Source organism: Nocardia brasiliensis (assembly GCF_011801125.1).
Lineage (GTDB): Bacteria > Actinomycetota > Actinomycetes > Mycobacteriales > Mycobacteriaceae > Nocardia > Nocardia brasiliensis_C.
Window position 1 is genome coordinate 117664 of sequence record NZ_CP046171.1, and the last position, 24010, is coordinate 141673.

The following is a 24010-nucleotide window of genomic DNA, read 5'->3' on the forward strand; positions in this document are numbered from 1 at the left end:
AGACGGCGGCGTCCGGATCGATGGGTGGCTCGGGTTAACCCAGCGTGCACTGGAGAGTCACTCCTGCGGTCCAGCATTGGTGCGCAACTTGTCGGGGATGCCCACGGCGGGCATTGGTTTGGACTGGAGCGGTATGCAGTTGAAGAAGGTTGTCGCGGCTCTCGGTGCATCCGCGACGGTGTTGTCCGGCTTGGTGTTCGGCAGCGGCTCGGCGAGCGCGGAACCGGGATGCCCCAGCCTGTACGTGGTGGCGATCCCCGGCACCTGGGAGACCGGCAAGGACAAGAAGCCACAGCCCGGCATGCTGGCCGGCGTCACGAACAATCTGCCGAGGTCGGCGGAGGTCGACTACGTGACCTACGCCGCGACCGCCTTCCCTTGGGAGGGTGAGGTTTACGGCAACTCGAAGAAGGAAGCCACGGATCGGGCGCGCGGCCTGATCGCCGATATGGCCAAGCAGTGCGGCGCCACCCGGATCGCGCTCGTCGGCTACAGCCAGGGCGCGGACGCGGCGGGCGACCTCGCCGCCGAGATCGGCACCGGGACCGGCGTCGTGCCCGCCGACCGGGTCGCGGGCGTCGGCCTGATCTCCGATCCGCGTCGCTCGCCCACCGACGTCCAGGTGGGCATCCCCGCGCCCGGCGCGGGCGCGGGTGGCCCCCGGGTCGGCGGCTTCGGCTGGCTCAGCGATCGCACCCGCACCATCTGCGCGGTCGACGACCTGTACTGCGCGACCGAGCCGGACGACTTCGTCACCCGGTTCGCCGGCTTCATGGCGCAGGCCTCGGACATGAACCCGGCCAACATGTGGCGCTACCAGATCGAGGCGGGCAACATCATGACCGATCTGTTCGCCCACGGCGGCGTGCCCGCGTTGCAGGCCCAGCTCACCGACTCGGCGAACGAGCAGCGGGCCAAGGATCTGGAGCGCTTCTACAAGTCGCAGGCGCACACGCTGTACGGCAGCTACCCGGTCGGTGGCGGTCAGACCGCCACGTCCTGGATGCACAACTGGATCGCGGGCATGGCCTGATCCACGGCAACCGACGAAGGCCCACCTCCGCCGCGGAGGTGGGCCTTCGTCGTCTGAGGGTTATCCACGAATCAGCTGCTGCCCGCGGAACCGCTCGGCGGGCGGACGTGCAGGGCCCGCGGTCCCGGTTCGTTCTTGTAGATGCGCGGACCGTCACCGGGACCGTGCCTGCCCGGTCCGTTCCGGTGCTCCACCCGTGGCCCGCCCTGGTCGCCACCGGGCAGCCAACGGCGTGGGGGTGCGCTGATCTCCGCGCCGTCCTGGGCGGGCTGGGCCAGCGGGATGGCGCCGGGCTCGGGCGTCTGCGCCACGGCGTTCGCGGCGAGCGCGCCGAGCGGCAGCGCGAGCAGCGCCCCCGTCACCGCGACGCGGGCAATTCGGCGACGCAGCGGCGTCGATGTGCTACTGAGCAACGGAATTCCTCTCTCTCGAAACGGGAACCGCTGGTGTAGCGGCTCACCGGTCCCATAGAAGGTTCCGTCGCTGGGGCGCCGGTGTGACGTCCCTGCCAATCGGCTGTGAACCAGACAATCAGGACTTGATGTTGCGCGGCAGCAGATCCCACACGTGCCCGTTCTCGTTGATCGTCGCGGCGGTGCGGCGGCCGGTGCGGGAGAACAGGATTCGGGTGATCGAGCAGTAGTCGATCGGAAAGGTCAGCGGTCGTTCCAAGCCGAGTATCTGCTGTAGCAGCACATTGATCACGCCGCCGTGGGTGAAGGCGAGCACGGTGTCGGCCGGATCGGTGGCCGCCGCGATCTCGGTGACGGTGTCGAGCACCCGGGACTTGAAGGCCGGTCCGTCGATCTGCGGCGGGAAGTACCCCGCCTTGATCTGCTCGTAGATCTCGCGGAACTCGACCTTGGCGTCCTCGATCGGAATGTAGGTGGGCAGGTCGCGATCGTATTCGGCCAGATCATCGAGGATCTCGACGTCGAGCCCGAGCTTGGCCGCCGTCGGCGCCGCGGTCGCGCGGGCCCGCCGCTGCGGGCTGCTCACCACCCGCGCGATCCGATGCTGGCTCAGCGCCGCGGGCACCCGCTCCGCCTGCTCCGCCCCGACCGGGGCCAACTCCGGATCAGCCGCCCCCGCGGTGCGCACGATCCGCATCGGCTGGGCATGACGAACAAGAATCAACTGCACAGCCCCACTCTGCCGCATGCATGCCGCGTTGGCATTCGGCAGGGCGCGCGTCGGGTTGGCAGTCCGATGGCAGTCCGTGATGCGCCTAGGACATCACAGTCGGTGCCAGACTGTCTGGCATGACCGGTGCCATACTCGGTGTCATGACCGAAAAACCGTTTCCGGAGTGGCTGCGCCCGCCGGCAGGCGGTTTCGTTGCCGAAGATCTGGACCGCCTGCCCGACCTGCCACCCCATACCGAGTTGATCGACGGGAGTCTGATCTTCGTGAGCCCGCAGGCCAAGTTCCATATGCAGGTCATCAATCTGCTCAACTTCGCGTTGTATGCGTTGGTGCCCGCGCATCTGCGGGTGCGGCGGGAAATGACCGTGACTCTCGGGCATGATCAACGCCCCGAACCCGACCTCATCGTGGTCCGCGCCGACCGCGACGGTGGCCCCGACCTGACCACCTACCGAGCCGAGGACGTACTGCTCGCCATCGAGGTGGTGTCGGCGGAGTCGCGCACCCGGGACCGCGAGCGCAAGCCTCAGCTCTACGCGCAGGCCGCGATCGCGCACTTCTGGCGGGTCGAGAATGTCGACGGCCGCCCGGTGGTCTATGTCTATGAACTCGATCCGGCGACAAAGGCATACGCGCTCACCGGAATTCACCACGACCAGCTGAAGCTCACCGTCCCGTTCGACATCGACATCGATCTGACCGACGTCGACCGACTTTGACGGGATCGCTACCGCCCGTCCGCTGGTCCAGACGAAGAACGGCCCGGTTCGCGCTCGCGAACCGGGCCGTACTTGTATCGGAAACCGTTACTGCTTCTTGCGTTTCATCAGCAGATAGACGCCTAGCACGATGAGGGCGACGACGAGCAGGCAGCAGATGCCGCCGAAGAGCAGGGCACCGCCGCCACGCTTGTTCTTGCGTGCCGCGAGCTCGAGCACTTCCGGGCTCGCCCAGACGCTGTGGTCCACCAGGGTCAGGTTGGTCAGCAGGTCAAGGTACATGGTTGGACCCCATTTCGTGTCGCGGTCCCCACCCGAGCCGACGGTGCTCGGCCGCTCCGGTTCGAATCCTCAAGGGTAGCTGGCCGATTCACCCGCAGAGCGGCGTTCGCCGGATCAGCGCGGTTTCACCAGCGGGAACGGGAGTGTCTCGCGGATGCTGCGCCCGGTGATCAGCATGACCACGCGATCGACGCCGAGCCCGAGCCCGCCGGTCGGCGGCATCGCGTGTTCCAGGGCCTGCAGGAAGTCCTCGTCGAGCTCCATCGCCTCCGGATCGCCGTTGGCCGCGAGCATGGACTGCTCGGTGAGCCTGCGCCGCTGCTCGACCGGATCGGTGAGCTCGCTGTAGGCGGTGCCGAGTTCGACACCCCAGGCGACCAGGTCCCAGCGTTCGGTGACACCGGCAATGCTGCGGTGCGCACGGGTCAGCGGCGACACCGAGGTGGGGAAGTCGATGTAGAACGTCGGCGCCTCGGTGCGGGCCTCGACCAGGTGCTCATACATTTCCAGCACCACCTGGCCCGCGTCCCAGCCGTGCTGGTACGGCACCGCTGCCTTGTCGCACAGTTCGCGCAGCAGTTCGACCTCGGTGTCCGGCGTGATCTCGGTGCCGATCGCCTCGGACACCGCGCCGTGCACCGTCTTGACCGCCCAGTCGCCGGAGATGTCGACCTGCTCGAACGAGCCGTCGTCCTGCGGGCGCAACGCGACCATCGCCCCGTTGGCCGCGACCGCGGCGTTCTGGATGAGTTCGCGGCAGGCGTGCATCATCCGCTCGTAGTCGCTGTGCGCCTCGTAGGCCTCGAGGATGGTGAATTCCGGATTGTGGCTGAAGTCGACGCCCTCGTTGCGGAAGGTCCGCCCGATCTCGAAGACCTTCTCCATGCCGCCGACGCAGAGCCGCTTCAGGTAGAGCTCCGGCGCGATCCGCAGGTAGAGGTCAAGGTCGTAGGCGTTGATGTGGGTCTGGAACGGGGTGGCGTTGGCGCCGCCGTGCACCTGCTGCAGGATCGGCGTCTCCACCTCGAGGTAGCCCCAGCCGTTGAACGTGTCGCGCAGCGAGCGGACCACCGCGCTGCGTTTGGCGAGCACCTCGCGGGTCTCGGCGTTGATCGCCATGTCGACGTAGCGCTGGCGCACCCGTGCCTCGGGATCGGACAGGCCTTTCCACTTGTCCGGTAACGGGTGCAGGCATTTACCGAGCATGCGCCAGTCCGCGGCGAGCAACGAGAGCTCGCCGCGGCGGCTGCGTCCGATCTGGCCGCTGACCTCGATCAGGTCGCCGAGGTCGAAGAATTCGGTGAACTCGGCGCTGCGTTCGGCGCCGACCCGGTCGCGGTCGATCACCAGCTGGATGTCCTCGGTCCAGTCGCGCAGCACCGCGAAGATGACCCCGCCGTAGTCCCTGATGCGCAGCAACCTGCCGCACACCCGGACCGTGGTGCCGCGCGGTGACTGCCTGGCCCGCGCGACGGTGTGGGTCGGCGGGTAGGCGACCGGGTAGGCCTCGACACCGGAGGCGGTGAGCCGGTCCAGCTTGTCCATCCGCACCCGCACCTGTTCGGGCCTGCGCGGCGACAGCTCCTGGCCGTCGACCGGCTCGAGGTCGGGCGGGCTGCCGTCGGCGTGCAGCCCGGTCATGGTCGCGGGCGCCGCGCGGTGCGAACCGGTGTGGGTGATCGTGTCCGGCTCTTTCCCGAATCGCGGCAGGAAGCCCTCGGCGAGCGCGCTCGCCACCGCGACCCGCGGCAGCTGCCTGCGCTCCTCGAACAGGAAAAACCTTGGTACCCAATGGGGTTGGTATTTCACGTTGGAGCGATACAGCGCCTCCAGCTGCCACCATCGGGAAAAGAACAGCAGCACACCGCGCCACATCCGCAGCACCGGCCCGGCGCCGATCCGCCCGCCCTCCTCGAACACCGAGCGGAACACGGCGAAGTTCAGCGAGATCTTGGTGACGCCATGCTGTTCGGAGTTCAGCGCGAGCTGGGAGATCATCAGCTCCATTACGCCGTTCGGGCCGTTCGGGTCGCGGCGCATCAACTCCAGCGAGACGCCGGTGCGGCCCCACGGAACCAGCGAGAGCATGCCGAGCACACGGTCCCCCGGTTCAGGCGAGCCGACCGCAGGCTGTCCGTTGCGGGCGGTGGTGGGCTGGCGGGCGGGCTTGATGGCCTCGACGAGCAGGCAGTCCGCGTCGAGCGGGTCGCCGAGCCTGCCGAGTGCCATCGAAAAGCCGCGCTCGGTCTCGGTGTCGCGCCAGGCGTCGGCGCGGGCGAGCACGGCGGGAAATTCCTCGGCCGGGATGTCGCGGTGGCGGCGGATCCGCACGGTGATGCCGTGCTTGCGTAATCGGTTCGCGGCCTGGCGCACCGGCTTCATCTCCGGGCCCGCCAGCGAGAAGCTCCTGGTGTCCAGGATGGCTTCGTCGCCGAGCCGCAGGGCCGAGAGCCCGGCGCGCCGATAGGCCGTCGCGCCGAGTTCGCTCGCGCCCATCACCGCGGGCGCCCAACCGAATTGGTCGGCCAGTCGCAGCCAGGCGTCGATCGCCTGCGGCCAGGCCTCGCGGATGCCGATGGGGTCGCCGCTGGCCAGGCAGACCCCGAGTTCCACGCGATAGGTGACGGCCGCCTTGCCGCTCGGCGCGAACACCACCGCCTTGTCGCGGCGGGTCGCGAAGTAGCCGAGCGAGTCCTCGACATCGGAGCGTTCCAGCAGGCCGCGAATCGCGGACTCGTCGGTGCCGGTCATCGCGTTCGCCGCGCGCTGGGAGCGCAGCAGGATGATCACCGCGGCCAGCAGCGCGATGGCGCCGAACAGGCCGAGCAGGAAGTTCACGAACGAGCGTGGATGCCCGTCGAAGTGTTCGTTGTCGACCAGCACCACGGCGGTCACCCGGTACACCGCCCAGCCGAGCCGCTGCGCGCCCGGCGGCAGCGAGCCGGGGAACAACTCGATCAGACCCCAACCGACCAGGCAACCGACCGTCAGGCCGCTGACGAGCACCCCGAGCGCTCGCCAGCCCGCGCCGCGGCGCACCTTGGTGTAGAACTCGCGCCACGCCGCGATCAGCACCCCGATGATCGCGAGGTGCACGATCATCGCGACCAGTGCGTTGATGTCGCCGGTGTCGGCGAACTCCAGCCCGTCGGCCAGCGCGAAGGGCACCAGATAGCCGAGCAGCAGCCACCACGCGATGCGTTTGCGGCTGGCGAGCGCGCCCGCGAGCAGCCCGACGACCAGCGCCCACATCAGGTTCGTGTCCGGTGCGTCGAAGTAGTACTCGTCGATGTAGCGCCGCGGCACCTGCGTGAGGTAGCGCAGCGCGGGCGAAAGGCTCCACAGGAAACACGCGACCGCGAACACCCCGAGCACGAGACCCGCGATATGCGGAACCTCGGCCAGCCTGCCGTGCCCCCGATGTGGCACGGGTGGGGTCGGTCTATCCGCTGGCGGTTCGATCAGGTGTTGCCGGGCTTGCGTGGTGGTCACTGAACCAGTGTGTACGGTGCCGCCGTCCGGGTGCTCGAAGACCTACCGGGCATGTCGGTTATCGGCGCGTCGCATACGCGTGTCCATGCCCCGCACGGGGGCTGGCGTTTACCGATTCCGGGTGCAAGGTAAGGATGTATCTCATGGCAGAACCAGTCGACGTACCGATCGAGGACGAAGTCATTCGGCTAGGTCAGTTCCTCAAGCTGGCCAATCTGATCGAATCCGGCTCCGAGGCGAAGACCGTGATCGCCTCCGGCCTGGTCCGGGTCAACGACGAGGTGGAACTGCGCCGGGGCCGCCAGCTACAGATCGGCGACGTCGTCGCGCTCGCCGGACACAAGGCCAGAGTGTCGATCTGAGCCGGGCTCAGTCCTCGGCGCGCACCACGACACCGTCGTGGTCGCTGTAGAGCATGTCGCCGGGAACGAAAGTGACACCGCCGAATTCCACGGGGACGTCACGATCGCCGGTACCGGTCTGCGTGCTCTTGCGCGGGTTGGTGCCGAGCGCCTTCACCCCGATGTCGAGGGTGCGCAGGATGGCCGAGTCGCGCACCGCGCCGTTGACGATCACCCCGGCCCAGCCGTTGTCCACGCCGCGCCCGGCGATGATGTCGCCGACCAGTGCGGTGTGCACGCTCGCACCGCCGTCGACCACCAGCACCTTGCCCTGCCCCGGCTCACCGAGGGTCTGCTTGACCAGCAGGTTGTCCTGGAAGCAGCGGATGGTGGTGATCCGGCCCGCGAACGCCGCGCGGCCGCCGAACTGGATGAACTGCGTGTCGCAGCTGCGGATCTCGGGGCCGATCTCGTCGGCCAGGTCGGCAGTGGCAACAAAGTCCTGTGATTCGGTCACCGGGTTGATTTTGCCGTGTCCGCGCCACGGCGTGGCCACGACCCCCTCGGAGTGGCCGGACCCCGCGTCGTGGTTTGCCTGCGGTTCGCGGGCGCCGGCTCAGCGCACCGGCTGATCCGGGTCGCCCGCGCGGGTGGCGTGGAAGGCGGTGATCTGGGTGATCAGGTTGTGCGTGGTGTGCTGCACCGCGATCTTCACGAACGGCTCGATGGTCTTGCCGAGCGCGCGTCCGGCCAACCCGCCGGGCACCCGGTATTCGACGATCGCGTCGACGGTGCACAGCGCCTCGTCCTTGGCGTGGAACAGGAAGGTCGATTCGATCTCGAAGCCCTTGATCGACTTCACCGCGATGACCGCGTTCTCTTCCCAGCGCACCACCTCGATGCGCGATTTCAGCGAGGCGGGCCCGAGCTTGATGTGCCCGTCGAAGGCCGCGCCTACCCCGACCGTCTGCGCGCCGACCGGGGTGAAGGACTGGATGCCGTGCAGAAAACGCGGCAGGTTCTGGTAGTCGTTGATGTACGCGAACGCGGATTCCGCCGACGCGGCACAGTCTTCGACGATCTTCACTTCGGTCATGCCCGAACAGTAACCGGTTCCGTGCCCGAACGCCCGGTCAGGACCTGGTCAGGCGGTCACCGCGAGGGTGGCGGCGAGCCCGAAGGCCAGCGCCATCACCACGACTTCGAGCACGGCGCGGCGCAGCGAGGACTCGGCGCTGACCCGGTGCTCGGCGGCGCGCCGGACCCAGCCGCGCCGCCACCACCAGCCCAGCCCGAGCAGACCGAGCAGGACAACGGTTTTCGCGACCAGGATGCGGCCGTACCCGGTGTCGAACAACGGCGCGAGCCCGCCGAGCTTGATCAGTCCGTTCAGCAGACCGGTCACCGCGACGGTGACGACCAGTGGCAGCGCGAGCGCCGAATAGCGCGGCAGCGCGAGGGCCCAGGTGCCCCGGGCCCGAACCACCAGCGCGAGCGCGACCAGCAGGCCGAACCAGGCCGCCGCCGCCAGCGCGTGCACCGCGGCCAGCACCGAACCGAACGCGTGCTGGGACATGTGCCCGGTGATCGGCCGCAGTGCCAGCGTGACCGCCGCGAAGACGAGCACCAGATCGGGCGCGGCGATCTCGGTGCGCCGGAAGGCCAGCGCCGCGTAACCGGCGATCGCGCCGGCGCCGATCAGGATCGCGATGCCGACCTGGCCGCCGCTCACCTCGACCAGATAGTCGCCGAACGAGCCCGCGCCGAGCCCGCCGAGCGGCACCCCGAGCACCTCGGCCGCCTCGCACACCAGCACCGCGAACTCGGCGCCGCACCAGAAACCGGCGAGCACCGCGAGCAGCCGCCACGGCGGCGACAACTTCGCGTGCACCCTGGGCAGCGCGGCGAGCCCGAGCACCGTGGCGCCCGCGCCGTCGGCGAGCACCCGAGCCACCGCCTGCGTGGTGAAGCCCGCGGGCAGACTCAGCGCCCACGCGAGCAGCACGCCGAGCAGCCCGGCGGGCACGATCGACAGCACCGCCCACGGCGCACCCGTGGCGCCCCGTCGCGCACCGCCGATCGTCTTACCGCTCACTGCCGTGGTTTCCGGCTCCTGCCGCCGAACAGGGCGAACGCGAGCCCGCCACCGAACAGCACGACGGCGCCTGCGACGAAGACCCACAACGGCACGCCGCCGGAATCCTCATCCTCCGAATTACCGTTCTTGGCACCGGGTTTGGGGCCGGGCACCCCGTTGCCCGCCTTGCTGAGGGTGAACTGCCGCTTGCCGCTGACCGGATGACCGTCCGCGGAGGTCACCCGGTAGGCGATGGTGTACACCCCGGCGGGTCCGAGTTCGCCCACCGGCACGCTCACGGTATTGCCCTCGACCGTCGGCTCGCCCCTGGACCAGAGGTTGCCGTCCGGGCCGACCACGGTCAGCGACGGGTAGTTCGGTTGCAGTGCCTCGTTGAAGGTGATGCTGGCCCGCTCCGGGCCTGCCTCGACCGTCGCGCCGTCCTCGGGCACGCTGCCGGTCGGCGCGGAATGCGCGGCCGCGATACCCGTTGCGGCCAAGCCGAATCCGAGCAGGAACAAGCCCGCGACGAGCGCGGTGAGCAGCCGGCGCGTCACGACTGCCGCGCCCGGATCACGTTGCCGAGGCCGAGCGCGACGCCGAGCAGGCCGAGCGCCAGCCCGATACCGCCGAGCCAGCGCGCGGTGTCGTCGGAGTCGTCGACGGCCCGATCGACGCTCGCGGTGTCCACACTGTGTTCGTCGGTCGCCTTGCCCTTGGCCAGGGTGAGCGCGGGCGCGGGATGCTCGGGCTCCGCGCCGTCCGCACCCTCGGGCTGATCCCACGCGACCACCTTGCCGTCACTGTAGGTCTGCTTGGTCGGGAAGCTCACGTGCTGCTGCTTCGGCAGCGGCCCGACCGACACCGCGAACCGCTGGAACTGGCCGGGGCCGACACCCGGGTTGCCCGGATCCGCGGTCCAGGTGATCGCGGTGATCTCCGACTTGTCGTTCTTCTCGACCTTGGCCGTCCAGCCCGGAATCGGCTCGGTCCGTGCGCTTTTCAGGTTGGGGACCGAGACGGTGAGCGCGGTGGTGCTCGCGGTGTCGGATTCGGTGGGCACCCGGAAGGTGGCCACCGCGTAACTGCCCTGCTGCGCGCCCGGCGCGTCGACGGTGACATGCGCGGCGGCGCTACCGCAGGCCAGCAGCGCGAACGTGGCTGCCGCCGCGGCCGTGCCGCAGGCGCGCGAAATCGAACGGTGCATGGAAAATCCTTCTGTCCGAGGGGAGATGGTGCTGCGGGGTCAGGCAGGCACCGGCGGCGCGCGCGGGCCGATCGCCCCGTTCGGCGCGCAGTGATAGTGCGGGAGACCAGGATTGGACCATCGCGCCAGGCCGGTGACGCGCACCGGGCGCGGCCGCGCGAGCACCGCGCGCACCGCACCGGAGACCGCGCCGAACAGCCGCTCGGCCATCGAGATCAACACGGCGCAACCGACCGTGGCCACCGCGTGCGCGACAAGCATCCACCCGGACGGCAGCACCGGGCCCCGAGCCGCTACCGCGCCCGCGTGCCCGTGACCGACCAAACCCGACAACGCGAGATGACTCGCGAGCTGACCGAGCCCGAGCAACGCGAACACCGCGCCCGGCCCCGCCGCGAAAAGCTCAGCCGCACAACCCGCCACCGCGGCCGCCAGCAATACCAACGCCGACTCCGCCGAACCGGGCACACCACCGCCCGCGGCACCGTGCGCGGCCACCGCGAGCACCCCGACCAGCACACCGACCAGGCCACCACGGAAGTGGCCGATCATCGGTGGCGCGGACATGACGAACGGAAATCAGCGCACGCCGAGGCGGGCCAGCACGTCGGACTCGACCTGAGAAAGCTCCTCCGAAATCGAGGCATGCACGGTGCGCCTGCGCGGCGCGGGCATCTGCTCGGCGGTCTGCACGGCGGTCGCCAAACTATCCAGACGAGCCTGCGTCGCGACGACGAACTTCTGCGTCTCGCCCTTCTCCTTGCCCTCCTGCGCGCCGACCTTGCCAAGCGCCGCTTCGGTATTCGCGATCCGCGCCTGCAACCGGGCGCCATGACCCGCGAAATCGCCGAGCTGCTCGATCCCGATACCCAGCTGCTGCGCCTTACGGACATCGAGCTGACCGCGTACGAACGTCGCGGCACGGTAAGCCAGCGGCGCCAGCACCGGGATCAACACCCGAGCCACACCCAGATACTTCCTTACCTGGCTCGCACTGAACAGCTCACGCTCCGCCCGCGCCGCCACCTTCAACGCGGCCTTCTCCTCCGCCTGCAACGCCGAAATCTGTGCCTTCGCCACCTTGCGCTGGGTACGAGCCTCCGCGCGACGAGCCCGCCGGTCGTTCCTGGCGACCAACTTGGCCTCCAAACCGGCCTTGTGCTTGAGGGCTTTCGCCTCAGCCCGCCGGCTCGGCCGCCGCTTGCGCTTCGTGAACAACCCCATCGAAGGCCCTCCGTCATGCTGGTTTGCCATGGCGAAACAGGCCAGGGGAAAGCCCGTCCGCCCATGTCACACGGTTTGGCGTTCACCCTACTGTGTTGGTTGGCCGCGCGGGCGCGGCGTGGTTCGCGGCCCCTTTTGTCTCGTGTCTCAGCGGTCGAGACTTGCGCCTGCGGCGCGTGCGCTTCGACCGCTGAGCCACGAGACGGCCGCGAACCGAGTCGCTCGTAAGACTCGCTCCGTGGTGGTTGCGTTGGGTGGGGAGTGGGCGTTTGGGTTTGCGGGGGTTGGTTGTCGCGTGGTGTGTCAACGGGGCTCGTGATTGCGGCGCCTCGTTTCGACCGCTGCGGCACGAGGTGGTTGTGCGCGGTTGTTCGTGGCTCGGTCGGGGTGGGGGCTCCGAAACGGGGCTGTGCGCATGGGGTTCGTGGGATTGTCGGGGGGAGGGACCATACTGCATTACGTGGATTCGGGCATCGGTGACCGGGAAGGTCGCAAGCACAACGGCGTGGCCGTGGAACGGCCGGCCGGTGTGGCGGATGCGCCGACGCCCTTCATCGACGCGCGGGCGTTGATCGGTTGCCGGCATCGGCTGCATCTGGACGCGGCTCATCCCGGGGCGCTCACCGGGGTCAGTGAGGACCCCGGGGTGCGGCAGCGCCGGGAGGCGGCGACGGCGCATCGGCTGCGGGTGCGGGACGCGTTGATCGCGGCGGATCCGGACGGCTGGGTGGTGATCGATCCGACGCTGCGGGCGTCCGAGCGGGCCGCGGCGACGATGCGGGCGTGCGCGGCGGGGGTGCGCCACATCTGGGGTGGACTGCTCCCGCAGGAACCGGAGACGGGCAGGCGGGGCGGCTCGGAGATCCTGCTGCGCGACACCGAGCGCGGCGGCTACATCCCGGTGATCGTGGTGAACCACAAGGTGACCGACCCGCGCCAACCCGAGCCCGCCGACTTCCACCCGACCACCTCGGACCCGTATCACTGGGATCCGCAACCGGATCGGCACCGCAAGCTGCGTCAGCAGCCGCGCGACCAGCAGCGGCTCGCCCACCTCTACCGGATGTTGCAGCGGCACGGCCTGGCCAGCCCCGCCCTGGTCGGCGGTGTGATCGGCTACCACTTCGACCGCATCCTGGTGCACGACCTCGGCCCCATCCTGGCCGACTACGACCAGCGCTATGCCGACCGGGTGGCGGTGGTCCGCGGCGAGCTGCCGACGGTGCCGTCCAAGGTGCCCGAGTGCAGGCAGTGCCCGTGGTGGACGCGCAGCATCGAGGGTCCGAGCTGCGAGGGCTGGCTGATCGAGCACCGCGATGTCAGCCTGGTCGCCCCGGGTTCGCGCGCCGAGGTGCTGCGCAGGCACGACGTGCACACCATCGACGACCTGGCGAGCTGGACCGGCGAGGACCCGGAGGACTGGCAGCACGGCCCGTTCGACGAGGCGGTGGTCACCGCCCGCGCCTGGATCGCTGGTGCGCCGCTGGTGCGCCGGGTGCCCTCGGTGCGGGTGCAGCGGGCCGACGTCGAGGTCGACGTGGACCTGGAGAGCTTCCAGGAGTACGGCGCGTACCTGTGGGGCACGCTGCTCGACGGGGTGTACCGCCCGTTCGTCACCTGGGATCCGCTGCCCACCGAGGACGAGGGGCGCTCCTTCGGCGAGTTCTGGACCTGGCTGATGGCGGTGCGCGCCGAGACCAGGGCACACGGGAAAACCTTTGCCGCCTACTGCTATTCGCGCACGGCCGAGGACAAGTGGCTCTACGAGTCGGCGCGCCGCTTCGCCGGCAGGCCCGGTGTGCCGACGGTGGATCAGGTGCGCGCGTTCGTGGACGGCCCGGAATGGGTGGACATGTTCCAGGCCGTGTCCGACCAGTTCATCTGTCCGAACGGCAAGGGGCTCAAGAAGATCGCGCCGGTTGCCGGGTTTGCCTGGCGCGACGCCGAGGCGGGCGGCGAGGCGTCGATGAGCTGGTACCGGCTGGCCGTCGGTTACGAGGGCGAGCCGGAGATGTCGCAGCGCACCCGTTTGCTGGAGTACAACGAGGACGACGTGCGCGCCACCCAGGTGCTGCGGGATTGGATGTCGGACCGGGCCGACCTGGAGGTTCCTGGCCTAGAGGATTTCGGGCGACGTACTATCGCGACGTGACAGAGCACGTCGAACAACTCGAGTTCCAGGCAGAAACCCATCAGCTGCTCGAGCTGATGATCCACTCGGTCTACTCCAACAAGGACACCTTCCTGCGGGAGCTGATCTCGAACTCCTCCGACGCGCTGGACAAGCTGCGGCTGGAGTCCTTCCGGGACAAGGATCTGCACGTCGACACGTCCGACCTCCACATCGAGCTGGCGGTGGACAAGGACAACCGGATCCTCACGGTTCGAGACAACGGCATCGGTATGTCCCGCGCCGAGGTGGTCGACCTGATCGGCACCCTGGCCAAATCCGGCACCGCCGAGCTGCGCAAGAAGCTCAACGAGGCGAAGTCCGAGGCCGCGGCCGAGGAGCTGATCGGCCAATTCGGCATCGGCTTCTACTCGACCTTCATGGTCGCCGACAAGGTCACCCTGACCACCCGGCGCGCGGGCGAGACCGAGGGCACCCGGTGGGAATCGGCCGCGGGCAGCTCGACCTACACCATCGAAACCCTCGACGAGGCGCCGCAGGGCACCGCGGTGTCGCTGCACCTCAAGCCGGCCGACGAGGAAGACCACCTTTTCGACTACACCCAGGAGTGGAAGCTCCGCGAGATCGTCAAGAAGTACTCCGACTTCATCGCGTGGCCGATCCGCATGCAGGTCGAGCGGACCGTCACCACAGAGGCGGCGGGTGAGGAAGGAGCGGAGCGACCCGACGGCGCCGAGAAGTCCGAGAAGACCATCCTCGAGGACCAGACCCTCAACTCCATGAAGGCGCTGTGGACCCGCCCGAAGAGCGAGGTCAGCGACGAGGAGTACAAGGAGTTCTACAAGCACGTCAGCCACGCCTGGGACGATCCGCTCGAGATCATCCCGCTGAAGGCGGAGGGCACCTTCGAATATCAGGCGCTGCTGTTCCTGCCCTCGCAGGCGCCGTTCGACCTGTTCACCCGCGAGCACAAGCGCGGCGTGCAACTCTACGTCAAGCGGGTGTTCATCATGGACAACTGCGAAGAGCTGATGCCGGAGTACCTGCGCTTCGTCAAGGGCGTGGTGGACGCACAGGACCTCTCGCTCAACGTCTCGCGCGAGATCCTGCAGCAGGACCGCCAGATCCAGATGATCCGCAAGCGTCTGGTCAAGAAGGTGCTCTCGACGGTCAAGGACCTGCAGGGCGCCGAGGATCAGGGCAAGTACCAGACCTTCTGGCGCGAGTTCGGCCGCGTGCTGAAGGAGGGCCTGCTCGGCGATTTCGACAACCGCGAGACCATCCTGCAGGTGTCTTCGTTCGCCTCGACCCATTCCGAGTCGGAGCTGACCACGCTCGCCCAGTACGTCGAGCGCATGCCGGAGGGCCAGGACGCGATCTACTACATGACCGGTGAATCCCGGCAGCAGGTCGAAAGTTCCCCGCACATGGAGGCTTTCAAGGCCAAGGGTCGCGAGGTGCTGATCCTGACCGACCCGGTCGACGAGATGTGGGTCGGCTCGGTGCCGGACTTCGACGGCAAGCCGTTCACCTCGATCGCCAAGGGCGAGGTCGATCTGGAGTCGGAGGAGGAGAAGAAGGCCTCCGAGGCACTGCGCGAACAGCAGGACAAGGACTTCGCCGAGGTGCTCACCTGGCTCGGCAAGACCCTGGACGAGAACATCAAGGAGGTGCGCCTCACCAACCGGCTCACCACCTCGCCCGCCTGCCTCGTCGGCGATGTCTTCGACTTCACCCCGATGCTGGAGCGGATGTATCGCGCGTCCGGGCAGGCGCTGCCGGAGTCCAAGCGGATTCTGGAGCTCAACCCGACCCATCCGCTGGTCACCGGCCTGCGCGACGCGTACGACACGCGCAAGGAGGACGCGGACGCCGGCAAGGTGCCCGAATTGACCGAAACTGCCGAGTTGCTGTACGGCACAGCGGTGCTCGCCGAGGGCGGTGAACTGAAGGACCCGGCGCGCTTCGCGCACATCCTCACCGATCGGCTCACCCGCACCCTCTGAGTTCGGCGCACGGTCGAAGGCCACTCGATCCGCGGATCGGGTGGCCTTCGTTGTTTGCTTCGCGCACAGCGATTTTCGCCGGAGTTGCCGCTGCGGCGCGCCCCGGGGCGGTTAAATTTGGACATTGGAAAGGATCGCCAGCCATGTCCGGAAACCCCCTCGCCGTCGCCGAGCCGTGGGACCTCGTCGCCGACGATTACGCGGAATTCGCCCCCGCGATCATGCAGTCGTTCTCCGATCGGGCCATCGAATTCGCCTCGCTGACACCGTCTTCGCAGGTGATCGACGTCGCGGCGGGCACGGGACTGCTGAGTCTGCGTGCCGCGCGGCAGGTGGCGCAGGTGCAGGCGATCGACTTCTCCGAGGCGATGCTGGCGCGGCTGCGAGCCGCGGCGCGCGCCGTCGGCCTGACGAACATCCAGACGCGAGTGGGCGACGGGCAGGACCTGCCGTACGAGAGCGACCGGTTCGACGCGGGGTTCTCCATGTTCGGGTTGATGTTCTTTCCGGAGCGGGCCAAGGGTTTCGGCGAGCTGTTCCGGGTGTTACGTCCCGGCGGCACCGCGGTGGTGTCCAGTTGGGCGCCGGTGGTCGAATCACCGTTGATGCGCATGATGTTCGGCGCGTTCGCGGCCGCCGACCCGAGCGTGCAGGAGCCCCAGCCGAACTATCTCAGCCTGGAGAACCCGGAGGTCTTCGAAACCGAGATGCGCCGCGCCGGCTTCGAAGCCGTGTCCATTCAACGGCATTCGACCACGCTGGCCTGCGCCGACGCCGATCAGCTCTGGGAGACCATGGTGCGCGGCAGCGCACCGCTGGTGCTCCTGCGGCGCGACCTCGGTGAGCGGGTGTGGGCCGAGCGGGTCACGCTGATGAAGTCCTACCTGGCCGCCAATTACCGGCCGAACCAACCGTTGTCGACCACGGCGTTCCTCGGCATCGGGCACAAGCCCGCGGCCTGAAAACGCGAAGCCGCCGCCGACCCGATCGGTCGGCAGCGGCTTACGTGCCTGCGTGCTGCGGTCAGCGCGGGGCCATGCGCAGGGCGCCGTCCATGCGGATGGTCTCACCGTTGAGGTAGTCGTGCTCGACGATGTACTGCGAGAGCTGCGCGTACTCGTCCGGGCGGCCCAGCCGCGACGGGAACGGCACGCCCGCCTCGAGGCCCTTGCGGTACTCCTCGGTGACACCGGCCAGCATCGGGGTGTCGATGATGCCGGGGGCGATGGTGTTCACCCGGATGCCGAACTGGGCCAGGTCGCGCGCGGCGGGCACGGTCATGCCGTGCACGCCACCCTTGGAGGCCGAGTAGGCGATCTGGCCGATCTGGCCCTCGAACGCGGCCACGGAGGCGGTGTTGATGATGACGCCGCGCTGACCGTATTCGTCGACGGCGTCGGTCTTGGAGATCGCGTCGGCGGCCAGGCGCATGACGTTGAAGGTGCCGAGCAGGTTCACGGTGATGACCGTGCGGAACAGCTCGAGGTCGTGCGGGCCGTTCTTGGACAGGATGCGCCCGGCCCAGCCGACACCGGCGCAGTTCACCACGATGCGCAGCGGCGCACCGGACTCGACGACCTTCGCGACCGCGGCGCCGACCTCGTCATTGCTGGTGACGTCGGCGGGAATGAGGGTGACTCCGGCGGGCACGTTGTCGCCCGCGCGCTCGATCGACTGTGGCACATCCAGGCCGAAAACGGTGGCCCCCAGCTCGGCGAAACGCTTGGCAGTGGCGGCGCCGAGGCCGGATGCGCCTCCGGTGACAATGGCGGCGGAACCCGAAATCTCCACGATGGTCCTCTCGTTCGTGACAGCCAGTTGGCCCTTCGTCAATTGCACCCTAACGGGTGTGTCCGCCGGGGCGGATGAGGCCTACCTCTCACCCCGACACCGTGCGCGGCCGGGCGACCGGCGCGGTCAGGCGGAGGCGGACGCCGAACGGCGGGCCCTCGCCCGCCGATTATTTGCGAACAGATGTGTTCTTAGCTGGTACCGTCGCTGGCATGAAGCTGTTTCCCGCGACGTCCGTGGCCGGTCGCAAGGTATTGATCACCGGGGCGGCGCGGGGGATCGGCGCCGCGCTGGCCAGGCAACTGCACGCGCACGGTGCCCGAGTCGCGCTGCTCGGGCTGGAGCCGGAACTGCTCGCCGAGGTGGCGGCCGACTGCGGGGACGCGCCGTGGCGCTACTGCGATGTCGGCGACGCCGATCAGGTCGAACGGGTGGTGCAGACCCTGGTCGGCGAGCTCGGCGGGCTGGACGTGGTGGTCGCCAACGCGGGCATCGCGCGCCAGCTACCGTTGCTCGGCGGCGACACCGCGGTAATGGAGCAGACGCTCGCGGTCAACGTCCTCGGCGTCTACTACACGGTGCGCGCGGCCGGACCGCACATCAGTCACGCCAACGGGTACGCGCTGGTGGTCTCCTCGCTCGCCGCGGCGGTGAATCTACCGCTGGTCGGCGCGTACAGCGCGGCGAAGGCGGCGGTGGAGGCGCTGGGCAACACGCTGCGCATCGAGGTCAAGCACACCGGGGCGAAGGTGGGCGTCGCCTACTTCGCCGAGTTGGACACCGACATGACCTCGCGCGGCTTCGGCACCGACGCGGCACGGGCCATCATCGGCCGGGCCACGGTCTCCGGTGTCGCGCCGCTCGGGCCCGCCATCGACGCGGTGGAAAAGGCCATCGCGCGCCGCAGCCGTCAGGTCGTGTCACCGTGGTGGGTGGCGTTCGTGCTGCCCGCCCGGCCGATCGCGCAGCGGGTCATCGACCTAGCCCTGCGGCGCGGGGTCGCCCGCGCCCTGGAGATCGCCAGGAAGGAAGCGGCACCCTTCACAACCGATCAACCGGACAGACCACGCAAAATGGAGCGGCCCGTCTAGACCGACCAACACCGGAGTTCCTGAATGACCGAATCGGCAACCAGCCCACGGCAACTCCCACGCGGCAGGCACGGACTGCCGCGGGAGCAGGTGGTCGCCTCGCAGCGCGAGCGCATCCTGATCGCGATGGCCGAGGCGATGGTCGAGAACGGTTACGTCGGTACCTCGGTCGCCGCGATCCTGAAGCGCGCCGGTGTGTCTCGGGAGACCTTCTACGAGCAGTTCCGTTCCAAGGAGGCCTGTTTCGAGGCGGCCTACGAGCGGGCCGCGCAGCACCTGCTCGAGCGCATCGCCGGCGCGTCACCGCCCGGGGACGGCGAGCACGCCGGTGCACCGGACCCGGTCGATCGAATGGACCGGATCTTCGTCGCCTACCTGCAACACCTGGTCGACGACCCGGCCAGCGCCCGCTTGTTCCTCGTCGAGGTGTACGCGGTGGGCTCGGCGGCACTCGCCCGGCGCGCACAACTGCAGGAGCTGTTCGTCGGCCTGATCGCCGACGTGCTCGACGCACGAACCGACGAACAGCGCTTCGCCTGCGTCACGCTGGCCGCCGCGATCAGCGCGATGGTCACCGGCCGCATCGCCGCCGAAGACCTCGACGGCCTGCTCGCCCTCCGCGCCCCCCTCCTCGACCTGGTCCGCCGCGGCGGCCGCCTCTACGGCGAGGCCCTGTCCGAGGCGTGAGCCGGCCGGGCCGCACCGTAGCCACCGCGCAAGTTCCATCTCGCGCGCGTTTCGGTCGAAAGACTCGCGCGGCGCAACTAGGTGTGCGCGGCGTGACGAGGGTGTGCGCACGGCGACAAGGTGTGCGCGGGGCGGTACCAGGGGACTTACCGGTGGACGCGGGGGAGCGGAGTCTCGCTCGCGCCTTCGACCGGTGCGCGCCGCGGGCGGCGGCCGAGCAGCAGCGCCGCGCCGCCGAGGGCCGGTGCGGTGCAGGCGAGCAGGGCGACCGCGAGCGTGCCGAGGCCGGGCGCGGCGGTCGAGATCAGCGTCAGCGCGCCGAAGTACAGGAACAGCAGGCCCGAGCCGATGCCGATGGCGTGCTCGGGCAGATGCTTGCCGACCAGGATGCCGATGCCGATGGCCAGTGCGTCGGCGGCGACCATGCCGATCGTCGAGCCGAGCCACACGCCGATCCAGTCGTAGTCGGTGGCCAGGGCGGCGGTCGCGAACATGGTCCGGTCGCCGAGCTCGGCGAGCAGGAACGCCGAGAGCACCACGAAGAACGGCGCGGTGCTCGCCCGCAGTGACTTCGGCGCCGGGTCGTCCTCGTCGGCGGCGCCGAAGTGCTCGCGCAAGGTCCACACGCCGACGGCCAGGAAGGTGAGCGCGGCGACCAGGGCGATGGCCCGGGTGGGCAGCGCGGAACCGAGGAAGTAGCCGACGCCCACCGAGAGCAGATGCACCGCGGCCGAGGCCGTCGCGATCCCGCCGAGCACCACCCACCAGCGGTAGCGCAGGGCGAACGTCAACGCCATCAGCTGGGATTTGTCGCCCAGCTCGGCGAGGAAGACGATGCCGATACTCAGCAAAACGGTGGCGATCATGATGTGTGCGGCTCCCGGGTCTCCGGCCTGCCGGTCGGAGTCTGGGTACGCCTCCGGCCGACAACGAATGTTGTCCTGGCCGAAGGTCTCGCCCACCGGAACGAACCGGTTCACCCAGCCGGACCCGATCCCTCGTGGGGCGGCGGGTCAGTATGTCGACTGTGTGATTGGGGGCTACTCCCCTTCGCTGCCGCCGACTCTACCCGCGGAATGTCGGGCATGCCAACCTGCTGTAATCGAAATCGCAATGCGCACAATAAGTTTGGCGATCCGTGCGCCGGGTTTCGGGTACCCTTACGCGGCAAGCAGCATAGCCAGAACCGCGGTGTCGGGATCACTGATCGGGTCCAGGCCGACCCGGCTGACCAGGGAGGTCACCGTGCCGTCGGACTCGGCCTCGGCCCACGCCGCGCGATGTTCCAGACCGAGATGCGGTACGCCGGGCAGCAGCACGCACCCGGAGGCGGCGCCCACGCATTCGGGCAGCGTCGGCTTGGTTTCCGAGGGCGGATGCAGCATCAGCAGCGCGGTCGGCACATGATCGGCAAACCGTCCCGGCGCCAGTGCCTCCTCGCCGAGCACCGTGCCCTCGGCCATCACCAACCCGACCGTGCCGGGCGCCGGGTCGTCGGGTAGATCCTCACGCACCCCGAACACCGTGGAGGTGGCCAGCAGTCCCGGCATGGAGGCCACCCGGACCGCGAGCACCAGTACCTGCGCCCACTCCTTGGTGGTGTCCGGCCAGCGGCCGGAGATGACGAAACCCCGCAGCGAGCCACGGGCTTGGAACGGCGTGATGCCGATCGGTTCATTCGTACGCATCGTGCCTCCCGTCATGGAACCGGGGGCGGCCTTGCCCGTCCTCCAACTGTGGATTCCGAGAATGACCGAACGAGCACCTGGCACACAAGTACCAAAGAGTGCCAATTGGTCGGCCGCGGCCCGTTGACCAGCCGTTCTCGCTGGGTGCCCGCCGATAGGAGCTGAACCGATATCCCGCTGAACCCCGGGCGTGTCTGAATTCCTCGCCCGGAGACGACTGAACCCGCGGACAGCGTGCTGTCCACGGGTTCGTTTGCCCCCCAACGCAACATCACCGGCTGGACCGCGAGTCACGAGCGAAGCGAGATCGAGCGTTGTCGTGCACCCCCGGTTCGGACCCGAGGAGCCGATGCGACAGCGACGGTCGCTCGGGTCCGAACCAGCAAGGGGCTGTGCACCCGCCGCGCGGGTGCGGCGATCGACGTCAGCCGAAGAACAGGCCCTTGCCCTGGGAGACGGCGCGGGCGAAGCGCTCCTGCACGTCCTCCCAGTTGACGACGTTCCAGAACGCGGTGACGTAGTCGGCCTTGACGTTCTTGTACTGCAGGTAGAAGGCGTGCTCCCACATGTCGACCTGGAGCAGCGGGATGATGCCCAGCGGGACGTTGGCCTGCTGGTCGTACAGCTGGAAGGTCAGCAGCTTCTGGCCGAGGGTGTCGTAGCCGAGCACCGCCCAGCCCGAGCCCTGCAGGCCGTTGGCGGCCGCGGTGAACTGGGCGCGGAACTTGTCGAACGAGCCGAACTGGTCGTCGATCGCGGCGGCGAGCTCGCCGACCGGCTTGTCGCCACCGTTGGGGGAGAGGTTCTTCCACCAGATGGAGTGGTTGACGTGGCCGCCGAGGTGGAAGGCCAGGTTCTTCTCGTACAGGAAAATGGCGCCGTGGTCGCCGCTCTCGCGGGCGGCTTCCAGCTTCTCCAGCGCGGTGTTCGCGCCTGCGACGTATGCGGCGTGGTGCTTGGAATGATGCAGCTCGTTGATCTGCCCGGAGATGTGGGGCTCCAGGGCGCTGTAGTCGTAATCCAGATCTGGCAGCGTGTACTCAGCCACGATGTCCCTTCCTATGTCGGGCTGGGCGCGCCGTTTCGCGGGCACGCCCAACCATCATTCGTACACCCGATCGGTTCCAACCGGGCCCGAGGCCTGCGCATTCCAGCGCTGACGTCCAGCGCGCGGGCTGGGCGCCGTCGTGTCCGCGGTCCGGGCACCTGGTCGAAACCTCACCCGTAGCATCGAACCACGTCGTGGTACGACGAACTAGTGGGGCGCTCGCGGCCCGCACGCGCCCGTCCCGGTCGCGCCGGGCGAACCCGGCCCGCACGTAAGGAACCGATCCTCGTGCCGGTTACCCACTGCGGCCTCGCTCATCCGTGTCCGGTCTGCTGCCGGGCACGGGTGGTCTCGACCTGGTGTTTTCGGTGCGGGGACCAGCGCGGTTCACCTCGGACGGCCACCCGCTCGGGACTCCTGCCGCTCGAACGGCCGCCAACGAAAAACCGCACACCCGGTCGACCGGATGTGCGGTAGGGGGTATTCGCGGCTCAGAGCGGCGGCGCGACACCGGGGCGGGTGGCCCGCGGATCGCCCGCGTCGTGCGCCGCCCACCAGCGCGTTGCGCCCGCGATGAACTGCGCCAGCGGGATCTCCTGGCCGTCCGCGTCGTGGACCAGCACGTTGTCGAACCACACGCGCACGTCGAGTTCGCGCGGGTCGATGCCCTCTTCCTGGGAGAACTCCAGCACGTGCGCGGACTCGTGATCATCGATGCGGGTGTCGAAGCTGAGCAGTTCTCCCCACAGGGCCCAGCCGCTGTCGTCGAGGTCGACGAACTCCCAGCCGTGCAGCCTGCCGCCGCCGAAGCTGCGGATCGCCTCGTCCAGCCCGTCCAGCTGCAGCGGCAGCACCTGCGGCTCGACGGCATCCCAGTTCTGCATCCGCAATGACGCGGCAACGCGGCCGACCCCGGTGAACGTCACCCGCACCCGGTAGTCCTCGGTGGGCGTTCCGTTCTCCGGAAGCGTCAGCACCTCTAAATCGAGTCGTAGTTGTCCGGCCGCCGCGTCGACCTGCAGGCCGAGGCACGTGGCCTCGGACAGGGCGACATTGAGTCCGGCCGTGTCCATTCCGTCGAGTAGCCCCCTGCTCACGTTCATGCGCACAGGCTACCGACAGCTACCGGTGCCGCCCAATATTTCATTTTTTCGCTAGCGTTCTCGTTTTTTATGGAACCGAACCGAGTCCCGCGCCGTCCAAGTAGTTATCGGAACAAGCTGCGCCGCGAGTTCCGAGGTCAGTGGCGGATGACCGCTCCGGGATGTACTTGGTGGAGGGGAGTCCCGGATCGGTCGTCCGCGGCCACGGCGGCCCGCCACCGCCATGCCGAGCGCGACACGTAGCGTCTGGATGGCGGTGAGCTGGGCCACGCGACGTTAACCGTGCGGTTGCTTTGATAGCCGAACCCTGGATTGATGCGCTGTCTGATAGCCACAGCCTGTGGATGAGGTTGTGGATTATGTGGATAACTCTGTCGGCGATCGACACATCTCGCCCCTGAGCGGGCGTCGTTCAGGGTTCCGGGACCGAGAACATACCTGAAGTATCGGCTTGCTGTCGAGATCGCCGACGGGGCCGGAACTGCGCGGTCCCCGCGCGCCCATGGCAGGATCGAAACTGTGACGAGTCCCCATGTTCCCGCTGTCCCGGTGGACGCCGTACCGAGCGATTTCGACCGCGCCGAAGCGGCCACCGCGGACGGCGCGCGGGCGGTCCTGCTCGACGTACGCGAAGAGGACGAATGGCAACTCGGGCACGCGCCGGGCGCGATCCACATCCCGATGGTGGACGTGCCTGCCCGGGTGGACGAGCTGGAGTTCGACGTCGACCTCTACGTCATCTGCCGGCAAGGCGGCCGTTCTCTCCAGGTGGTCGAATACCTCAACCACATCGGCTACGAGGCCATTCAGGTCCGCGGCGGCATGGTGGCCTGGCAGCAGGCCGGGCGCCCGCTGATCGCGGACGGCGACCACCAGGCGAAGATCTACTGAGGGAGAGCTGAGGTGCGATGAGTACGGTTGTCCAACCCTGTGCGCGTTGCGGT

Annotated in this window: 25 protein-coding genes; 9 read left to right on the forward strand and 16 right to left on the reverse strand. The window is 68.7% G+C overall.

From position 1 onward, the window contains the following. The first annotated feature begins 133 nt into the window (after window positions 1–133). A complete protein-coding gene (locus F5X71_RS00615; protein WP_174816994.1) occupies window positions 134–1033 on the forward strand; it encodes a cutinase family protein in 900 nt (299 codons plus the stop codon). Window positions 1034–1104: 71 nt separating this feature from the next. Here the strand turns inward: F5X71_RS00615 and F5X71_RS00620 are convergent, their stop codons facing one another. Together F5X71_RS00620 and F5X71_RS00625 are read right to left on the reverse strand one after the other, a co-directional pair. Next, window positions 1105–1446: a hypothetical protein gene (locus tag F5X71_RS00620; protein WP_167460189.1), complete on the reverse strand. Its 342-nt coding sequence runs from the start codon at window positions 1444–1446 to the stop codon at window positions 1105–1107. 118 nt (window positions 1447–1564) lie between these two features. Continuing rightward, window positions 1565–2176 carry a histidine phosphatase family protein gene (locus F5X71_RS00625; protein WP_167460190.1) on the reverse strand — a complete coding sequence of 204 codons (612 nt, stop codon included), beginning with the start codon at window positions 2174–2176 and terminating at the stop codon, window positions 1565–1567. Window positions 2177–2319: 143 nt separating this feature from the next. On the opposite strand from F5X71_RS00625, the gene F5X71_RS00630 reads away from it, so the two are divergent. After that, complete coding sequence (locus F5X71_RS00630) at window positions 2320–2898, forward strand: Uma2 family endonuclease (RefSeq protein WP_167460191.1); 579 nt, start codon at window positions 2320–2322, stop codon at window positions 2896–2898. 87 nt (window positions 2899–2985) lie between these two features. On the opposite strand, the gene F5X71_RS00635 is transcribed toward F5X71_RS00630, so the two are convergent. Together F5X71_RS00635 and lysX are read right to left on the reverse strand one after the other, a co-directional pair. Then, complete coding sequence (locus F5X71_RS00635) at window positions 2986–3180, reverse strand: hypothetical protein (RefSeq protein ID WP_167460192.1); 195 nt, start codon at window positions 3178–3180, stop codon at window positions 2986–2988. 114 nt (window positions 3181–3294) lie between these two features. Continuing rightward, complete coding sequence (gene lysX, locus F5X71_RS00640) at window positions 3295–6672, reverse strand: bifunctional lysylphosphatidylglycerol synthetase/lysine--tRNA ligase LysX (protein ID WP_167460193.1); 3378 nt, start codon at window positions 6670–6672, stop codon at window positions 3295–3297. A 143-nt stretch (window positions 6673–6815) separates the two neighbouring features. Here lysX and F5X71_RS00645 point away from each other — a divergent pair, with 143 nt between their 5' ends. Then, window positions 6816–7034, forward strand: a complete 219-nt coding sequence (locus tag F5X71_RS00645; RefSeq protein ID WP_167460194.1) for an RNA-binding S4 domain-containing protein — start codon at window positions 6816–6818, stop codon at window positions 7032–7034. A 7-nt stretch (window positions 7035–7041) separates the two neighbouring features. Here the strand turns inward: F5X71_RS00645 and rraA are convergent, their stop codons facing one another. The 7 genes from rraA to F5X71_RS00680 form a co-directional block, all read right to left on the reverse strand. Beyond that, a complete protein-coding gene (gene rraA / locus F5X71_RS00650; RefSeq protein ID WP_014980888.1) occupies window positions 7042–7530 on the reverse strand; it encodes a ribonuclease E activity regulator RraA in 489 nt (162 codons plus the stop codon). Window positions 7531–7629: 99 nt separating this feature from the next. After that, complete coding sequence (locus tag F5X71_RS00655) at window positions 7630–8109, reverse strand: SRPBCC family protein (protein WP_167460195.1); 480 nt, start codon at window positions 8107–8109, stop codon at window positions 7630–7632. 48 nt (window positions 8110–8157) lie between these two features. Further along, a complete protein-coding gene (locus F5X71_RS00660; protein ID WP_167460196.1) occupies window positions 8158–9108 on the reverse strand; it encodes a CopD family protein in 951 nt (316 codons plus the stop codon). Continuing rightward, a complete protein-coding gene (locus F5X71_RS00665; protein ID WP_167460197.1) occupies window positions 9105–9647 on the reverse strand; it encodes a copper resistance CopC family protein in 543 nt (180 codons plus the stop codon). Before F5X71_RS00665 ends, F5X71_RS00660 begins: the two co-directional genes overlap by 4 nt. Continuing rightward, on the reverse strand, window positions 9644–10297 hold the full coding sequence (locus F5X71_RS00670; RefSeq protein ID WP_167460198.1) for a YcnI family protein: 654 nt from the start codon (window positions 10295–10297) through the stop codon (window positions 9644–9646). Before F5X71_RS00670 ends, F5X71_RS00665 begins: the two co-directional genes overlap by 4 nt. A gap of 39 nt (window positions 10298–10336) precedes the next feature. After that, window positions 10337–10864, reverse strand: a complete 528-nt coding sequence (locus F5X71_RS00675; protein ID WP_167460199.1) for a hypothetical protein — start codon at window positions 10862–10864, stop codon at window positions 10337–10339. Between the two features lie 12 nt (window positions 10865–10876). Further along, window positions 10877–11521 carry a DUF6474 family protein gene (locus tag F5X71_RS00680; RefSeq protein ID WP_167460200.1) on the reverse strand — a complete coding sequence of 215 codons (645 nt, stop codon included), beginning with the start codon at window positions 11519–11521 and terminating at the stop codon, window positions 10877–10879. A gap of 415 nt (window positions 11522–11936) precedes the next feature. Between F5X71_RS00680 and F5X71_RS00685 the strand changes: the two genes are divergently transcribed. The 3 genes from F5X71_RS00685 to F5X71_RS00695 all read left to right on the forward strand — a co-directional run bounded on the left by F5X71_RS00685 (window position 11937) and on the right by F5X71_RS00695 (window position 16620). After that, a complete protein-coding gene (locus tag F5X71_RS00685; RefSeq protein ID WP_238815652.1) occupies window positions 11937–13673 on the forward strand; it encodes a TM0106 family RecB-like putative nuclease in 1737 nt (578 codons plus the stop codon). Continuing rightward, window positions 13670–15658, forward strand: a complete 1989-nt coding sequence (gene htpG / locus F5X71_RS00690; protein ID WP_167460201.1) for a molecular chaperone HtpG — start codon at window positions 13670–13672, stop codon at window positions 15656–15658. The genes F5X71_RS00685 and htpG overlap by 4 nt, the downstream gene beginning before the upstream one ends. Before the next feature lie 143 nt (window positions 15659–15801). Continuing rightward, window positions 15802–16620 carry a class I SAM-dependent methyltransferase gene (locus tag F5X71_RS00695; RefSeq protein WP_167460202.1) on the forward strand — a complete coding sequence of 273 codons (819 nt, stop codon included), beginning with the start codon at window positions 15802–15804 and terminating at the stop codon, window positions 16618–16620. A 61-nt stretch (window positions 16621–16681) separates the two neighbouring features. On the opposite strand, the gene F5X71_RS00700 is transcribed toward F5X71_RS00695, so the two are convergent. Continuing rightward, complete coding sequence (locus tag F5X71_RS00700) at window positions 16682–17449, reverse strand: SDR family NAD(P)-dependent oxidoreductase (protein ID WP_042262482.1); 768 nt, start codon at window positions 17447–17449, stop codon at window positions 16682–16684. 212 nt (window positions 17450–17661) lie between these two features. On the opposite strand from F5X71_RS00700, the gene F5X71_RS00705 reads away from it, so the two are divergent. Together F5X71_RS00705 and F5X71_RS00710 are read left to right on the forward strand one after the other, a co-directional pair. Then, a complete protein-coding gene (locus F5X71_RS00705; RefSeq protein ID WP_167460203.1) occupies window positions 17662–18540 on the forward strand; it encodes an SDR family NAD(P)-dependent oxidoreductase in 879 nt (292 codons plus the stop codon). A gap of 24 nt (window positions 18541–18564) precedes the next feature. Continuing rightward, a complete protein-coding gene (locus F5X71_RS00710; RefSeq protein WP_167460204.1) occupies window positions 18565–19227 on the forward strand; it encodes a TetR/AcrR family transcriptional regulator in 663 nt (220 codons plus the stop codon). A 146-nt stretch (window positions 19228–19373) separates the two neighbouring features. Here F5X71_RS00710 and F5X71_RS00715 read toward each other — a convergent pair whose 3' ends face one another. The 4 genes from F5X71_RS00715 to F5X71_RS00730 form a co-directional block, all read right to left on the reverse strand. Next, window positions 19374–20093, reverse strand: a complete 720-nt coding sequence (locus tag F5X71_RS00715) for a TMEM165/GDT1 family protein (protein WP_167460205.1) — start codon at window positions 20091–20093, stop codon at window positions 19374–19376. Window positions 20094–20387: 294 nt separating this feature from the next. Next, window positions 20388–20915 carry a peptidase gene (locus F5X71_RS00720; protein ID WP_167460206.1) on the reverse strand — a complete coding sequence of 176 codons (528 nt, stop codon included), beginning with the start codon at window positions 20913–20915 and terminating at the stop codon, window positions 20388–20390. Between the two features lie 424 nt (window positions 20916–21339). After that, complete coding sequence (locus tag F5X71_RS00725) at window positions 21340–21963, reverse strand: superoxide dismutase (protein ID WP_029892320.1); 624 nt, start codon at window positions 21961–21963, stop codon at window positions 21340–21342. 491 nt (window positions 21964–22454) lie between these two features. Further along, entirely contained in the window at window positions 22455–23066 is a 612-nt protein-coding gene (locus F5X71_RS00730; RefSeq protein ID WP_238815653.1) for a hypothetical protein, read from the reverse strand. A 519-nt stretch (window positions 23067–23585) separates the two neighbouring features. On the opposite strand from F5X71_RS00730, the gene F5X71_RS00735 reads away from it, so the two are divergent. After that, entirely contained in the window at window positions 23586–23957 is a 372-nt protein-coding gene (locus F5X71_RS00735; RefSeq protein ID WP_174816995.1) for a rhodanese-like domain-containing protein, read from the forward strand. Window positions 23958–24010: the final 53 nt, after the last annotated feature.

Excerpts from the sequence above, each read along its gene's own strand:
- F5X71_RS00630 (WP_167460191.1), top strand. The coding sequence starts at position 2,320 with ATGACCGAAAAACCGTTTCCGGAGTGGCTGCGCCCGCCGGCAGGCGGT.
- F5X71_RS00635 (WP_167460192.1), bottom strand. The coding sequence starts at position 3,180 with ATGTACCTTGACCTGCTGACCAACCTGACCCTGGTGGACCACAGCGTC.
- F5X71_RS00715 (WP_167460205.1), bottom strand. The coding sequence starts at position 20,093 with ATGATCGCCACCGTTTTGCTGAGTATCGGCATCGTCTTCCTCGCCGAG.
- F5X71_RS00720 (WP_167460206.1), bottom strand. The coding sequence starts at position 20,915 with ATGCGTACGAATGAACCGATCGGCATCACGCCGTTCCAAGCCCGTGGC.
- F5X71_RS00675 (WP_167460199.1), bottom strand. The coding sequence starts at position 10,864 with ATGTCCGCGCCACCGATGATCGGCCACTTCCGTGGTGGCCTGGTCGGT.
- F5X71_RS00695 (WP_167460202.1), top strand. The coding sequence starts at position 15,802 with ATGTCCGGAAACCCCCTCGCCGTCGCCGAGCCGTGGGACCTCGTCGCC.
- F5X71_RS00670 (WP_167460198.1), bottom strand. The coding sequence starts at position 10,297 with ATGCACCGTTCGATTTCGCGCGCCTGCGGCACGGCCGCGGCGGCAGCC.
- F5X71_RS00645 (WP_167460194.1), top strand. The coding sequence starts at position 6,816 with ATGGCAGAACCAGTCGACGTACCGATCGAGGACGAAGTCATTCGGCTA.
- F5X71_RS00655 (WP_167460195.1), bottom strand. The coding sequence starts at position 8,109 with ATGACCGAAGTGAAGATCGTCGAAGACTGTGCCGCGTCGGCGGAATCC.
- F5X71_RS00710 (WP_167460204.1), top strand. The coding sequence starts at position 18,565 with ATGACCGAATCGGCAACCAGCCCACGGCAACTCCCACGCGGCAGGCAC.
- F5X71_RS00730 (WP_238815653.1), bottom strand. The coding sequence starts at position 23,066 with ATGAACGTGAGCAGGGGGCTACTCGACGGAATGGACACGGCCGGACTC.
- F5X71_RS00680 (WP_167460200.1), bottom strand. The coding sequence starts at position 11,521 with ATGGGGTTGTTCACGAAGCGCAAGCGGCGGCCGAGCCGGCGGGCTGAG.
- F5X71_RS00705 (WP_167460203.1), top strand. The coding sequence starts at position 17,662 with ATGAAGCTGTTTCCCGCGACGTCCGTGGCCGGTCGCAAGGTATTGATC.
- F5X71_RS00615 (WP_174816994.1), top strand. The coding sequence starts at position 134 with ATGCAGTTGAAGAAGGTTGTCGCGGCTCTCGGTGCATCCGCGACGGTG.
- F5X71_RS00685 (WP_238815652.1), top strand. The coding sequence starts at position 11,937 with ATGGGGTTCGTGGGATTGTCGGGGGGAGGGACCATACTGCATTACGTG.